Source organism: Micromonospora sp. FIMYZ51 (assembly GCF_038246755.1).
Lineage (GTDB): Bacteria > Actinomycetota > Actinomycetes > Mycobacteriales > Micromonosporaceae > Micromonospora.
On the sequence record NZ_CP134706.1, the window covers coordinates 4059569 to 4072703 of the forward strand.

Below are 13135 nucleotides of genomic sequence, written 5' to 3' on the forward strand. Positions count from 1 at the left end.
TAGGAAGGGGCCCTTCCTATGCACCAGGCGTTAAGAAGGGCCCCTTCCTTACTTCTCAGCGCTTTTCGATGGAGAGGTAGTCGCGCTCGGCGGCGCCGGTGTAGACCTGCCGCGGGCGGCCGATCTTGGTCTCCGGGTCGTTGATCATCTCGCGCCACTGTGCGATCCAGCCGGGCAGCCGGCCCAGGGCGAACAGCACCGTGAACATCTTCGTGGGGAAGCCCATGGCCTTGTAGATCAGGCCGGTGTAGAAGTCCACGTTCGGGTAGAGCCGCCGGGAGACGAAGAAGTCGTCCGCCAGGGCGATCTCCTCCAGCTGCACCGCGATGTCCAGCAGCGGGTCCGGCTTGGCCATCCGGCCGAGCACGTCCTGGGCCGCCTGCTTCACGATCGCGGCACGCGGGTCGTAGTTCTTGTAGACCCGGTGGCCGAAGCCCATCAGCTTGACGCCGTCCTGCTTGTCCTTGACCTTGCGGACGAAGGACTGCACGTCACCGCCTTCGGCGGAGATCCGCTCCAGCATCTCCAGCACCGCCTGGTTGGCGCCGCCGTGCAGCGGACCGAAGAGCGCGTTGACGCCCGCCGAGACCGAGGCGAACAGGTTGGCGTTGCTGGAGCCGACCAGGCGCACGGTCGAGGTGGAGCAGTTCTGCTCGTGGTCGGCGTGCAGGACGAAGAGCATGTCCAGCACCCGGGCCATCACCGGGTCGACCTCGTACGGCTCCGCCGGCACGCCGAACGTCATCCGCAGGAAGTTCTCCACGTAGCTCAGCGCGTTGTCCGGGTAGAGCAGCGGCTGGCCGATCGACTTCTTGTAGGCGTACGAGGCGATGGTGGGGACCTTCGCCATCAGCCGGACCGTGGACATCTCCACGTGCTCGGCGTCGAACGGGTCCAGGCTGTCCTGGTAGAAGGTGGAGATCGCGCTCACCGCCGAGGAGAGCACGGCCATCGGGTGCGCCTCGCGGGGAAAGCCGTCGAAGAAGCGCCGCATCTCCTCGTGCAGCAGCGAGTGCCGGCGGATCCGCTCGCTGAACTCGCTCAGCTGCTGGGTGGTCGGCAGCTCGCCGTAGATCAGCAGGTAGGAGACCTCCAGGAAGGAGCTCTTCTCGGCCAGCTGCTCGATCGGGTAGCCCCGGTAACGCAGGATGCCCGCGTCACCGTCGATGTAGGTGATCGCGGATGAACAGGCGGCGGTGTTGACGAACCCGGGGTCGTACGTCGTCATCCCGGTTTCCTTCAGCAGCTTGCTGACACCGATACCGTCGGGGCCCTCGACCGCGGAATGTACCGGCATCGACAGCTGCCCGCCGGGGTGATCGAGCTTGACTTCCGTCATGTGGTTCCTCGCTTCGCCGGCAGATCTACGTTGAATTGCCTTCGCTTCTACCGTAATTGCGGTTGCGATGACACCGCCCCTCGTGGTTCGGCGGTGAGGTATGCGTCACCCGATTCCCGACCGGCGAGCTGGGAAACCCCGACGATCGACACCGAGCGGAACGAACGGAACACGGGGCGTGAATGCGTACCGGCCAAGCAGGCCGAACGGAGACCCGCAAGCGGTGCCATTCGGGGTCGCAAGCAGGCCGTGCGCGGACGCGCAAGCGGCCGAGCGGAGGCTCAGCAGCCGGTGCAGCCCGGCGGCGGCTCGGCAGCCGGCGTGGCGCTCCGGGTCGGTCAGGAGATGGTCAGCTGGCGCATGCCGCCGGCCGGTTCGACCAGGTACAGATCGAGCCGGTTGGCGCCGACGCGGAAGAGCCGGTCGTCGGCGAGCAGCGCGGCGAAGCGACGGCCACCCGGGTCCGGCGCGACCACCGGAACCACGGCGGCCACCGTGCCGTTGACCGCCACCGCCAGTTCGGTGCCGTCCGGCACCGAGTCCGGCAGGGTGCCCCAGACCATGCCCGGCAGCACGCCTTCGTCCGGGTCGACGAAGCGGAACGCGTCCAACCCGGCGACCCGGGCCGTGCCGCCCGGCGCAGCGGCGCCCACGGTCCTGCCGACAAGTGGATGCGGGGCCGGTGGCGGCATCCCGGCGGGCACCCCGCCGGGCAGCGGGATCGGTTCCCCGGGCCGGTCGTAGAAGAGCTTGCCGGATTCGGTACGCGCAGGCTCGCGGGCGGAGCGGCCGTCGACCCGCCAGGGCAGCCGGATGGCCGCCTCGTCGGCGATCGTCGGCAGCAGGTCGACGTGTTGCCAGTTCCGGTCGTCGACCCGGCCGGTGCGTTGCCCCGGCGTCTTGACGAACATCGGCACCCAGGCCACCTGCTGCGGTGCGGCCCGGATGGCGTCGAGCCCTCGGCCCTGCACGCCCTTGGTGAAGCTGACCCCGTGGTCGGCCGTCACCACCACCAGCGCCTGGTCCCACAGCCCGTTCTCGCGCAGGGTCCGCAGCGTCTCGCCGATCAGCCGGTCGGTGTAGCCGAGCTGCGCCAGGTGCCGGGCGCGGGCCAGGTCCACCCAGCCGTCGCCCTCGTTCGGGAAGTCCTCAGGCGCCTCGTAGCGTGCGCCGGAGGGCAGGTACGCCCACGGCGAGTGCGGCATCAGCAGGTGCAGGAAGTGCAGCGTGGGCCGGTCGGTCCGGGTCAGGCCGCGCAGGAAGCTGGTGAACCGGGCCGGCTGGTTGAGGGTGAGGCTGTCCCAGCGGAACTTCGGGTCGGTCGGCACCGGCTCCGCGGCGTCGATGCCCGCCTCCTCGGCGGTGCGTTCCCGGTAGGAGTTCTCCGGGTCGATCCGGCTGTCCTGCGGCGAGGTCACCTGGCGCAGCAGCTTGCCGGTCTCCCGCATCAGCACCCCGAGGCCCTGCTCCGGGGTGATTGGCCGCTCGCAGCGGCTGGGCGGGCAGAGCCGGGTGATGCTCTCCTCGGCACGGATGTCGTACAGGCCGCCGAGGGCGGTGAAAAGGTTGTCCGGGTGGTGCGAGAAGTGCGGCGCCACCGGTTCCGCCGGATACCGGCCGGTAAGCATCGCCGGGAGCGCGTACGGTGTCCAACCACTGACCCCGGTGGCGTTGCGGTACCAGGTCGTGGCGGCGGCCAGCTCGGCGAAGTGCGGGAAGCGTGTGGCGTCGATGCCGCCCTGCGGATCCAGCAGGGAGACCAGCGGCAGTTCGTCGAGGACCAGCATGACCACCGGCGGATGCCGGTCTCCGGTGGCCGTGCCGGCCAGGCCGCCGTCACCGCGCGGCAACACGACCGGCCCGGTCGGCGAGACGAACAGGAACAGCCCGGCGAAGACCAGCGGCCCGACGGCGGCCAACCGCAGTCCGGCGCGCAGCGCCCGCCAACGCCGGTGGGCCACCGCTGCGCCGGCACCCACCGTCGCGGCGACCACCAGCAGCGGTACGCCCCGAAGTGCCGTGCCGTGCCGGCCGACCTGCACCGCCAACGCGGCCACCAGCAGGCCCACGAACAGGGTGTGGGTGGCCGCCCGCGCGGCTGGTCCGACCAGCCCGGACAGCGTGCCGAGCAGCCCGAGCGCCACCGTCGGCAGCACCACGACCAGGGTCACCAGCAGCAGGATCTCGCCCCGGTCGGCGCGGTGGAACAGGAAGAAGTCGGGGCTGCGGCCGAGCACGTCCAGCAGCGGCTGGGTGATCACCAGCCCGACCAGTGCCGTGACTTCCAGCAGCCGGCCCGCCTCGGGCCGCCAACCACCCCAGCCCCAGCGCCACCGGGTCGGCGGGCGCGGCGACCGGCCGGCGGTCGCGTCCGGATCGGCGACGGCGAGTGCGCCCGGCTGGTCGGTGGGCCGGTCGACCGCGCCCTTTGCGCCCGGCTGGTCGGTGGGCCGGTCGACCGCGCCCTTTGCGCCCGGCTGGTCGGTGGGCCGGTCGACCGCGCCCTTTGCGCCCGGCTGGTCGGTGGGCCGGTCAGCCACCCAGGGCCACCCGGTACAGGGTGCGGGTGCCCGAGGGCAGCTCCAGCCGTTCCTCGACCGTGCCGTGCCCGGCGAGCAGCGCCTCGAAGGCGTCCCGCCGGTAGTCGGGGAAGATCCCGTCCGGCTTGTTGGCCAGCAGCCGGACGGCCATCGGGTCGTCGGGGTGGACGAACTCCACCACCAGCCGACCGCCGGGCGCGGCGCAGCCGGCGAGGCACGCCACCACCTCGGGCAGCGGCACGTTGCGCCCGATCGCCAGGTGGTGCACCAGGGCCAGGGCGAGCACGGTGTCCGCGCCGGCCCGGGCGGCGAACGAGGCCCGCTCGATGCCGCGCCAGCCGCCACCGGGCGAGGGGTCGGCCAGGTCCAGCACCAGCGGCAACACCCGCCGGTCACCCTCGTCGCGAAGGGTGCGGTAGAGCCGGTCCACCACCGCCGGGTCCTGTTCCACGGCGACCACGTAGTCGGCGTGCCGGGCGGCCAGCCGGGAGTAGTGCCCGTCGTTGGCGCCGAGGTCCAGCACGAGACGACTGCGGCGTACGCCGGTCAGCGCGGCGGTGACGAACCGCTCCTTGCCGGCCCGGTCGGCCTCCGAGTAACCGCAGGTGCGCTGGTAGTCCACCCAGTGGCTGGCGGGCGGCCGGTACTCCAGGCGGCGTACCAGCTTTTCCATTCCGCGTACGGTGGCCAGCGCCAGCTCGCGGGTGTAGCCGGCGTCGCGCAACTGGGTTCGCACGTCGGCGGTGCTGCGGCCCGCGTTGCGCCGCTGCACGCTGTGATGCAGGTGCACGTGGGTCAGTACGCCCGGCGACAACCGGCGCAGCCCGCGCAGCAGCCGGCTCATCTGTTCCGCCTCGATGCCGTCGACCCGGGCCCGCAGCCAGGGTTGGAAGTCCACCCCGAGGTGGGCGCCGAGCAGCAGCGGGTAGAGCAGGGTCTGGCAGAACTGCCGGTAGCCGGCCCAGGGTTCGCCGTCGCGGATTGGGGCGAAGGAACCCACGTCGATGAAGACCGGCCGGCTGCCCCGCCACTGCACGTTGTACGCCGAGCCGTCCTTGGTGGTGAAGCCCGCCGGCAGCGCCGTACGGAGGATCTCCAGGTGCAGCAGCGCGGCGTCGCGCAGCATGGCGTGGGACCACTCGTACGGGTGGGAGACGAACGGGATGCGCTCGTGCCGCAGCACCGCCGCCCAGGCCGGCTGTCCCGATCCGGCGGCCGGGCCGGCGGGGGTGGCCGGCGGGATCGCCGGGCTGGCCGCCGCCGGCAGTTCCTCGGTGCCGCAGATCTTGCCGGCCGCGACCAGGTGCGGAAAGAAGGTGCTGCCGGCCAGGGCCCGCCAGTGCGCGGCGGCGGTCTCGTCGAGCGCGCGGAGCACGTCACCGCCCGCGTGAAACACCCGGTTCGCCGGGTCGCGGAACGAGCCGGGTTCGGCGCGTGGCTCCGCGTCGGGCCGGGCCGCTCGCGAGGCCCGGCCGAGGTCGGGGATCACCATGTCGGACGGGTCAGCTCTGGTCGGTGGGCTGGCGGCGGAAGCGACTGACGAGTCTGCGCCAGTAGAGCTTGGCGGCCACCGCGACGCCGGCGACCCCGCCGACCACCGCCTGCACGATCAGGCTGCCGGACCCCGCGTCCAGGTAGGCCAAGTGGTTCACCGACCGCTCCTCTCCCGCTCGCCGTCTCGACACCGACAACCGCCCGTCCTCGCATTTCAGACTTCGGCGGCATAGCCGGACTTGTCCCACCGTACGCGGTCAGCCGTGACCTGACGGGTACAACGCGGGACTTGCCGGGTCCGTTTTGTTCAAGACGCCGCCTCCGGCTCGGTCGTAACCTGCCGCCATGACCCCATACCTCGACATGATCGGGCTCGTCACCACCGACATGGCCCGCACCCTGGCCTTCTATCGCCGGCTCGGGCTCGCCATCCCGGCCGACGCCGAGCAGAACCCGCACGTGGAGGTGACCCTGCCGGGCGGGCTGCGCCTCGCCTGGGACGACGTCGCAGTGGCCCGTTCCATCGACCCCGACTGGGCCCCGCCGGTCGGCAGCCCCCGGGCGGCGCTGGCCTTCCGCTGCACCGAACCGGCCGAGGTCGACAGCTGGTACGCCGAGCTGACCGCCGCCGGCGGCAATGGTCACCGGCCGCCGTGGGACGCGCCCTGGGGCCAGCGCTACGCCATCCTGCACGACCCCGACGGCAACGCCGTCGACCTCTTCGCACCGACACCGACCCCGGACTCGTGACCCGGCTCAGGAGGTGAGCAGCGCCCCGGGAGGCACCCCGGCCAGGGCGCGGACGTCGCGGGTCAGGTGGGCCTGGTCGGCGTAGCCGGTGCGGGCAGCCACCTCGGCCAGCGGGGTACCGCCCCGGGCCAGCGCCAGCGCCCGGCGCATCCGCAGGATCCGGGCGAGCGTCTTCGGGCCGTACCCGAACAGGTGTCGGCTGCGTCGCAGCAGGCCACGCGGGTCGAGGCCGACCTCGGCGGCGGTCGCGGCCACCGGGGCACCGGCGGACAGCGCGGCGGCCACCCGGCTGCCGAGCCGGTCCGGGCCGCCGGCGACGCGCAGCCGGTGCGCGGCCACCGCCACCAGGACCGTCGCGGCGTCGGCCGCGGCCCGGTCGGCCAGCGACGCGGCGTACCGCTCCCCCAGAGATCCGCCAGCGGCACCCGCTGGTCGCGCAGTTCGACGGCGGGTACGCCGAGCACCGCCGGCCCCACCCCGGGCGGCAGCCGCAGCCCGACCCACCGCTCCCCCGGCGCGCTGGTGGCGAGGTACGCGGTGCGGTCCGGACCGGCCACCAGCAGCCCGGACCGGCTGGACCAGAGCAGGTCGAGGCAGCCGTCCGGAAGCACCCGGGTGACGTCGGGCTGGGCCGGCGCCGTGCTGGTCCACAGCACCGCGCCAGCGACGCCGGCCGCGCGTTCCCGGTACACGTGGCCAGCCTGCCACGCCCGCCAACGCCCGCCCACGCCACCACCGCTCCTGCCGGTTTGTTAAAAGGGGGCCCTTGCTATGCACCAGGCGTTAAGAAGGGGCCCTTCCTTACCGGCAGGTGGACGGTGAAGGTGGTGTGGCCGGGGCGGGTGTCGAGGGTGACCGTGCCGTGGTGGGCCTCCACCACTGCGGCCACGATGGCCAGGCCGAGGCCGGTGCTGCCGTGGGCGCGGGAGCGGGAGCTGTCTGCCCGGGCGAATCGTTCGAAGACCTCGGCCCGCAGTTCGGGTGGTACGCCCGGACCGTCGTCGGTGACGCTGAGTTCGGCCGCGTCGGCGGCCAGGCGCAGGCGGGTGGTGACGGTGCTGCCCGGCGGGGTGTGTACCCGGGCGTTGGCCAGCAGGTTGGTCAGCACCTGGTGCAGTCGGGCGGCGTCACCGGGGACCCGGATCACCTCGTCGGGCAGGTCGAGTTGCCAGTGGTGCGCCGGGCCGGCGACGTGGGCGTCGCTCACCGCGTCCACGACCAGCGCGGTGAGGTCGACCGGCTCGACCGCGAGCGGGCGGCCGGAGTCCAGCCGGGCCAGCAGCAGCAGGTCGTCGACGAGGCTTGTCATCCGGGTGCTCTCCGACTCGACCCGGCGCAGCGCGTGTGCCACGTCGGGCGGCACCCGGTCCCGGCCGCGCCGGGCCACCTCGGCGTAGCCCCGGATCGCCGCGAGTGGGGTACGCAGTTCGTGGCTGGCATCCGCGACGAACTGGCGTACCCGGGTCTCGCTGGCCTGCCGGGCGGCGAGTGCGGCGCCGACGTGCCCGAGCATCCGGTTGAGCGCGGCACCCACCTGACCCACCTCGGTACGCGGATCGGTGTCGGCCGCCGGAACCCGGTCGGAGAGCGCCACCTCGCCCCGGTCCAGTGGCAGTTCGCTGACCCGGCCGGCGGTGGCGGCGACCCGGCGCAGCGGACGCAGGGTGGCCCGGACGATCAGCGCACCGGCGGTGCCGGCGACGAGGAGTCCGGCGGCGGTGACCGCGGCCTGTGCGGCCACCAGCCACCACACGGTCTCCTGTACGCCGGACAGCGGCACCCCCAGTACCCGCACCGTGCCGGCAACGGACTGCCGGGCGACCAGCCGGTAGCTGCCCCGGTCGCCGAGGTCGACGCTGTGCGCGCGGCGGTCGGTGGGCACCTCGGCCAGCCCGGCCACCTGGTCGACCGGGATCGCCTGTTCCTCCCGGCCGACAAGCGTCCACGCCTCGGTGACCTGGCCGTCGACGACCCACGCGCTGATCGTGCCGGGCGGGAAGCCGCGCGGGACCCGCACGTCGGACCAGGGCGGGCCGCCCGGTCCCGGCTCCCACGGCGTGCCGGCACGGGCCCCGGTCATCGGCAGGAGTTGCTCGTCCACCCGGGAGATCAGGAACTGCCGCAGCGCCGCCGTGGTGATCGCGCCGATGGCCAGGCTGACCACGGCCAGCAGGGCGACCAGGGTGACCACCAGCCGGGTCCGCAGCGACCAGCCGGCCAGCCACCGGCGCACCGCGCTCACTCCGCCGGCTTGAGCAGGTACCCGGCCCCGCGCAGCGTGTGGATCATGGGTTGCCTTCCGGCGTCGATCTTCTTGCGCAAGTAGGAGATGTACAGCTCGACCACGTTGGCCTGGCCGCCGAAGTCGTAGTTCCAGACCCGGTCGAGGATGTGCGCCTTGCTCAGCACCCGCCGGGGATTGCGCATCAGGTACCGCAGCAGCTCGAACTCGGTGGCGGTCAGGGTGATCAGCTGACCGTCCCGGCGTACCTCGTGGCTCTCCTCGTCCAGGGTGAGGTCGCCGACGGTCAGCACCGCGGCCGGCCGGGTGGCGACGGCGAAGCCGGAGCGGCGCAGCAGCGCCCGCAGCCGGGCGATCACCTCCTCCAGGCTGAACGGCTTGGTCACGTAGTCGTCACCGCCGACGGTGAGCCCGGCGATGCGCTCCTCGACCGCGTCCCGGGCGGTCAGGAAGAGCACCGGCACGGTGGCGTGCTCCGCGCGCAGTCTGCGTAGCACCTGGAAGCCGTCCAGGTCGGGGAGCATCACGTCGAGCACCACCGCGTCGGGCCGGAACTGCCGGGCGACGCGCAGCGCGGCCATCCCGTCGCCGGCCGTACGGACCTGCCAGCCCTCGTAGCGCAGCGCCATCGACATCAGGTCGGTAAGGGTCGGCTCGTCGTCGACCACCAGCACCCGGACCGGTTCACCGTCTGGTCGGCGCAGCTCGACGCGACCCGACCCGACCTCACTTTCGGTCATCACGAGGTCCATGGTGGGCCGACCCGCTGGGCCCCGCTTGTGTGCTTCCTGTGCGCGGGCTGTGCGGCCAGGCGCCGCAGCATCACTCGGTCACGCCGACCGGGTCGGTACGGACGAAACGCATCGTCCAGACGCTGCCGTCGGGGCGTTGGCGGGCGTAGAGGTGGTCGGCGGCCGGGGTGGGCGCCGCCTCGGGCCGGCGGAGCACCCACAGTCGCGGCGGGGCCCCGTCCGGGCCGGCCGGCAACGCCCGGACCATGTCGTGTGCCGGACCACCGACGAATCGTACGGTCACCTCACTCATCACCCGCTCCGTCTCCCACTGCCCGACACTGGCGTCCCGGCTCGCACGCTAACCCCACCAGCCCCGTTGCGAGGCCGGTTTGCCCTGATCGGGGCCGGGGTACCGTGCGGGACGCCGCGAGCACGCGCGCCGACACGGGCAGCACGAGGGCAAGGAGCGGGCAATGAGAACGCTGGACGGGCGGTACCGGCTCGAACAGCGAATCGGCCTCGGCGGGATGTCGGAGGTCTGGCGGGCACACGACGAGGTGCTGGACCGCGAGGTGGCGGTGAAGCTGCTGTCACCCGGCCAGCCGGACGGCGTCGCGTCGGTGGCGCGCATCCGCGCCGAGGCCCGCTCGGCGGCCCGGCTGGTGCACCCGAACGTCGCAAGCGTGCACGACTTCGGCACCTGCGCGATGCTGCCGGGGCACGAGACGCCGTACATCGTGATGGAGCTTGCGCTGGGCGAGACGCTCGCCGCGCACCTGCGCTCCGGCCCGCTGGACTGGCGGATCGCGGTACGGGTGTGCGCGGAGGTGAGCGCCGCGCTGGCCGCCGCACACGCACACGGCATCGTGCACCGCGACGTCAAGCCGGCAAACGTGATGCTCACCCCGTCCGGCGCGAAGGTGCTCGACTTCGGCATCGCCACTGCGGCCGGCACGCCCGACGCCACGCCCGAGGGCATCGTGATCGGTACGCCTGCCTATCTGGCGCCGGAGCAACTGCGACGGGCCCCGGCCACCCCGGCGGCCGACATGTACGCCCTCGGCGTCCTGCTCTACTGCTGCCTCACCGGACGACTGCCGTACGCCGCCGAGAGCGTGACCCAACTGCTCGGCCCGCACCGGCGGCAGCCCCCGCAGCCGCTGCCCGAGGTCCCTGGGCTGCCCGCCGAGGTGGCCGACCTGTGCCGACGCCTGCTGGCCGAGGAGCCGACCGGGCGGCCGAGCAGCCTGCTGGCCGCGCTGCTGCTCGCCGAGGCGGTCGACGCCCGGGTGTACGTGCCGATGCACCAGCCGCTGCTGCCGCGACCACGGCCCTCCTCGATCAGCCCGTGGACCGACCGCGCGGCAGCCGAGGCGACCGAGGCCGCCGCGTTCCAGTTGACCGATGCGGCCGAGGCTCCGGGCGGCCGTTGCGGCGGGTGAGGCGGCGGCGCCGTGCCTGGCCGGTTTCACCGGACCCGGCTCGGGTAGCCGGGCGGGGAGTGACGGGAGGAACACAGATGCCGAGTTCCAGGCTGAACGAGGTTGCCACCGCGACCGCCGAGGGTGGTCACGTACGCACCGACGACGGGGCCCTCTCCACCGCCCTCGCCTCGCCGCTGGCGCCGCACTGCTCCGGGTTGACTCCGGAGCAGTTGCTGGCCGCCGCCTTCGCCTCCTGCCTGCACCACGCGGCGGTGGAGGCGGCCGGCGCGATCACGGACGAGGCGCACACCGTGCAGGTACGCGCGGAGGCGCGGTTGGGGCGTGACGACGACGGCCGGTACCGGGCCGACGTGCACGCCTCGATCTCCTCGGTGGGCCTGACCCGCCAGCAGCTTGGCGAGTTGGTCGAACATGCCGACCGGCTGTGGCCGTTCTCCAGCGCGGACGGGGGCCGGCACCGGCTCACCGTCGCCCCGGCGGAGAACGGTCGACACTGAGGTCGCGCCACTGACCGGCCGAGCGCCCCATCCGCCCGCGTCCGGTGGGCCGATGCCGCATTCGTCCGTTCGGTGGAGGTCAGCCGGACAACATATCGACCGCGGCAAGATCCACCATTTGTGCCAGCGTCGATGGATAATTCGGGCATAAACGGAATGACGGATAGCTGGCCGCCATCCGGTTTGGGAGCATGCGCAGAGCTTCGTCACGCTGATAGCCGCAAATTGTGACTCATGCCACCAACCGGGCCGATGGCAACGGGCCGAGAGCTTTCTAGCCTCGGCGAGTGCATCCCGACGACCAGATCGACCAGAAGCTGACCCCCAAGCCCTCGGCGACCCGCTCGAACGATGGAGCATCATCCGAACGGCCGACCGGCCGGCATCGCGCCGCCGAAGCGGTCCGCCGCGGCATCCCCGCCCCCCGCGTGCGCGCCCTGCTGGGCTCCACCCCCTTCCGGGTGGCCCTCGCCGCCGGGGTGACCTGCTACCTAGGGGCGGCGGGCGCGGTTGCCGCGACTCGCGACACCGCCGAGGCGCCCACCCCGACCGTGGCCGAGGCAGTGGCCGACCGCGCGCTGGCGGCACAGGACGAGGCCGCCTCCCGCTCGCTGGATCGCAGCCCCTCGCCGACTCCGGCCAGCCCGACCCCCAGCGCCACACCGAGCGCGAGCGCTTCGCCTACCGCCAAGGCATCGGCCAGCCCCAAGCCGACGAAGACCAAAACCACCCCGGCCCGCCCCAAGCCGGTCGCCGGGCTCACCCAGGCCCAGATGGACAACGCCAAGGTCATCGTGGACGTGGGCGTCGAGCTGAAGGTGCCGCGCCAGGGCCTGGTCATCGCCGTGGCCACGGCGATGCAGGAGAGCACCCTGCTCAACTACGCAAGCGGCGTGCTGCCCGAGTCGCAGAACTACCCGCACCAGGCGATCGGCTGGGACCACGACTCGGTCGGGCTGTTCCAGCAGCGGCCCAGCAGCGGCTGGGGCAGCGTGCGCGACCTGATGCGTCCGGCGTACGCCGCCCAGGCGTTCTACCAGGCGCTGCTGGAGGTGCCCGGCTGGCGGCAGATGAGCCTGACCCTGGCCGCCCAGGCCGTGCAGATCTCCGCCTTCCCGTACGCCTACGCGCAGCACGAGGAGCGGGCAGCCACGATCGTGGCCGCGCTGACCTGACCGATCGCGTCGGCGGCGGCGGTGACCGGCGGGCGCGGTCAGGCGCGCTTGGGCAGCACGACCACCCGGCCGAAGAACTCGTCGATGCGGTGCACGACGTCGTTGAAGTCGTCCAGGTCGATCGGCTTGGTGACGTACGCGTTGGCCTGGAGGGTGTAGCTGCTGATGATGTCGGTGTCCGCGTTCGAGGTGGTCAGCACGACGATGGGGATGGTCCGCAGATCCTCGTCGCCCTTCACCTCGCCCAGCACCTGACGCCCGTCCATCCGGGGCATGTTCAGGTCGAGCAGGATCACGTCCGGCCGGTGGGCGCCGGTGTGCCGGCCCTCGCGGCGCAGGAACTCCATCGCCTCCTGGCCGTCACCGACCACGTCGATGACCTTCTCGACGTCCGAGGTCGCCAGCGCCTCCTCGATCATGAGCACGTCGCCCGGGTCGTCGTCGACCACCAGGATGCGAACCGGGTCAAGCGTACGAGCGGCCATCACTACCTGCCTCAGGTCGGAGGACGGGATCTACCGATCCCGCATCGGCGGCAAAATCTAGCCGATCGCCGGGCGGTCCGTGACCGCCGGGTCACCGGCTTCGGTCGCGTACCCGAGCACGTCGGCCAGACCGGTCAGCTTGAGCACCCGCTCGACCCGACCGGTCGCGCCGGTGACCCGCAGCCACCCGCCCTCGGCGGTCGCGCGGTTGTCGCCGCGCACGAAGACAGCGATCCCTGTCGAGTCGCAGAAGGTGAGATCGGTCAGGTCGACCAAGAGTTGCCGCTCACCGCGGGCGGCCAGCCGGTCGATGACGGCGTTGAGCTGGGGCGCACTGCTCATGTCGAGCTCACCGGCGAGACGGAGGCGGGCCGGCCCCATCTCGCCACGGTCGGCGTACGTGACGGTCAACGTCACGGGAATCCCCTCTCGCC

General features: G+C 72.7%; 14 protein-coding genes and 1 pseudogene. 4 read left to right on the plus strand and 11 right to left on the minus strand.

The features are described 5' to 3' along the window. Positions 1–55 precede the first annotated feature (55 nt). From QQG74_RS18480 to QQG74_RS18495, 4 genes are all read right to left on the minus strand, one after another. Positions 56–1339, minus strand: a complete 1284-nt coding sequence (locus tag QQG74_RS18480; RefSeq protein WP_341716016.1) for a citrate synthase — start codon at positions 1337–1339, stop codon at positions 56–58. A 338-nt stretch (positions 1340–1677) separates the two neighbouring features. Next, on the minus strand, positions 1678–3879 hold the full coding sequence (locus tag QQG74_RS18485) for a sulfatase-like hydrolase/transferase (protein ID WP_341716017.1): 2202 nt from the start codon (positions 3877–3879) through the stop codon (positions 1678–1680). Further along, positions 3872–5371: a class I SAM-dependent methyltransferase gene (locus tag QQG74_RS18490; protein WP_341716018.1), complete on the minus strand. Its 1500-nt coding sequence runs from the start codon at positions 5369–5371 to the stop codon at positions 3872–3874. The genes QQG74_RS18485 and QQG74_RS18490 overlap by 8 nt, the downstream gene beginning before the upstream one ends. Positions 5372–5381: 10 nt before the next feature. Further along, positions 5382–5531 (minus strand): hypothetical protein, encoded by a 150-nt coding sequence (locus QQG74_RS18495; RefSeq protein WP_013734425.1) that lies wholly within the window; start codon positions 5529–5531, stop codon positions 5382–5384. Between the two features lie 187 nt (positions 5532–5718). Here QQG74_RS18495 and QQG74_RS18500 point away from each other — a divergent pair, with 187 nt between their 5' ends. Further along, positions 5719–6123, plus strand: a complete 405-nt coding sequence (locus tag QQG74_RS18500; protein WP_341716019.1) for a VOC family protein — start codon at positions 5719–5721, stop codon at positions 6121–6123. Positions 6124–6129: 6 nt separating this feature from the next. Here the strand turns inward: QQG74_RS18500 and QQG74_RS18505 are convergent, their stop codons facing one another. The 5 genes and pseudogenes from QQG74_RS18505 to QQG74_RS18525 all read right to left on the minus strand — a co-directional run bounded on the left by QQG74_RS18505 (position 6130) and on the right by QQG74_RS18525 (position 9409). After that, positions 6130–6627: a helix-turn-helix domain-containing protein gene (locus QQG74_RS18505; protein ID WP_341716020.1), complete on the minus strand. Its 498-nt coding sequence runs from the start codon at positions 6625–6627 to the stop codon at positions 6130–6132. Beyond that, a pseudogene (locus QQG74_RS18510) lies at positions 6603–6851 on the minus strand (AraC family transcriptional regulator); the annotation flags it as partial. The pseudogene QQG74_RS18510 and the gene QQG74_RS18505, both read right to left, overlap by 25 nt. A gap of 41 nt (positions 6852–6892) precedes the next feature. Beyond that, positions 6893–8344 (minus strand): HAMP domain-containing sensor histidine kinase, encoded by a 1452-nt coding sequence (locus QQG74_RS18515; protein WP_341721277.1) that lies wholly within the window; start codon positions 8342–8344, stop codon positions 6893–6895. Positions 8345–8361: 17 nt separating this feature from the next. After that, positions 8362–9108 (minus strand): response regulator transcription factor, encoded by a 747-nt coding sequence (locus tag QQG74_RS18520; protein ID WP_341716021.1) that lies wholly within the window; start codon positions 9106–9108, stop codon positions 8362–8364. 79 nt (positions 9109–9187) lie between these two features. Next, positions 9188–9409 (minus strand): hypothetical protein, encoded by a 222-nt coding sequence (locus tag QQG74_RS18525; protein ID WP_341716022.1) that lies wholly within the window; start codon positions 9407–9409, stop codon positions 9188–9190. 163 nt (positions 9410–9572) lie between these two features. On the opposite strand from QQG74_RS18525, the gene QQG74_RS18530 reads away from it, so the two are divergent. From QQG74_RS18530 to QQG74_RS18540, 3 genes are all read left to right on the plus strand, one after another. Further along, complete coding sequence (locus tag QQG74_RS18530) at positions 9573–10541, plus strand: serine/threonine-protein kinase (protein ID WP_341716023.1); 969 nt, start codon at positions 9573–9575, stop codon at positions 10539–10541. A 77-nt stretch (positions 10542–10618) separates the two neighbouring features. Further along, the gene (locus tag QQG74_RS18535; protein ID WP_341716024.1) at positions 10619–11041 is read left to right on the plus strand and encodes an OsmC family protein; all 423 of its coding nucleotides are present in this window, start codon (positions 10619–10621) and stop codon (positions 11039–11041) included. A 287-nt stretch (positions 11042–11328) separates the two neighbouring features. Beyond that, positions 11329–12216 (plus strand): hypothetical protein, encoded by an 888-nt coding sequence (locus tag QQG74_RS18540; RefSeq protein WP_341716025.1) that lies wholly within the window; start codon positions 11329–11331, stop codon positions 12214–12216. Positions 12217–12254: 38 nt separating this feature from the next. Here the strand turns inward: QQG74_RS18540 and QQG74_RS18545 are convergent, their stop codons facing one another. Together QQG74_RS18545 and QQG74_RS18550 are read right to left on the minus strand one after the other, a co-directional pair. Beyond that, entirely contained in the window at positions 12255–12701 is a 447-nt protein-coding gene (locus tag QQG74_RS18545; RefSeq protein WP_341716026.1) for a response regulator, read from the minus strand. Between the two features lie 57 nt (positions 12702–12758). Further along, the gene (locus tag QQG74_RS18550) at positions 12759–13118 is read right to left on the minus strand and encodes an STAS domain-containing protein (protein WP_341716027.1); all 360 of its coding nucleotides are present in this window, start codon (positions 13116–13118) and stop codon (positions 12759–12761) included. Between the last annotated feature and the right edge of the window lie 17 nt (positions 13119–13135).

What these genes read in the sequence shown, in the direction of transcription:
- QQG74_RS18480 (WP_341716016.1), bottom strand. Translation starts at nt 1,339, where the DNA reads ATGACGGAAGTCAAGCTCGATCACCCCGGCGGGCAGCTGTCGATGCCG.
- QQG74_RS18490 (WP_341716018.1), bottom strand. Translation starts at nt 5,371, where the DNA reads ATGGTGATCCCCGACCTCGGCCGGGCCTCGCGAGCGGCCCGGCCCGAC.
- QQG74_RS18500 (WP_341716019.1), top strand. Translation starts at nt 5,719, where the DNA reads ATGACCCCATACCTCGACATGATCGGGCTCGTCACCACCGACATGGCC.
- QQG74_RS18525 (WP_341716022.1), bottom strand. Translation starts at nt 9,409, where the DNA reads ATGAGTGAGGTGACCGTACGATTCGTCGGTGGTCCGGCACACGACATG.
- QQG74_RS18530 (WP_341716023.1), top strand. Translation starts at nt 9,573, where the DNA reads ATGAGAACGCTGGACGGGCGGTACCGGCTCGAACAGCGAATCGGCCTC.
- QQG74_RS18535 (WP_341716024.1), top strand. Translation starts at nt 10,619, where the DNA reads ATGCCGAGTTCCAGGCTGAACGAGGTTGCCACCGCGACCGCCGAGGGT.
- QQG74_RS18545 (WP_341716026.1), bottom strand. Translation starts at nt 12,701, where the DNA reads ATGGCCGCTCGTACGCTTGACCCGGTTCGCATCCTGGTGGTCGACGAC.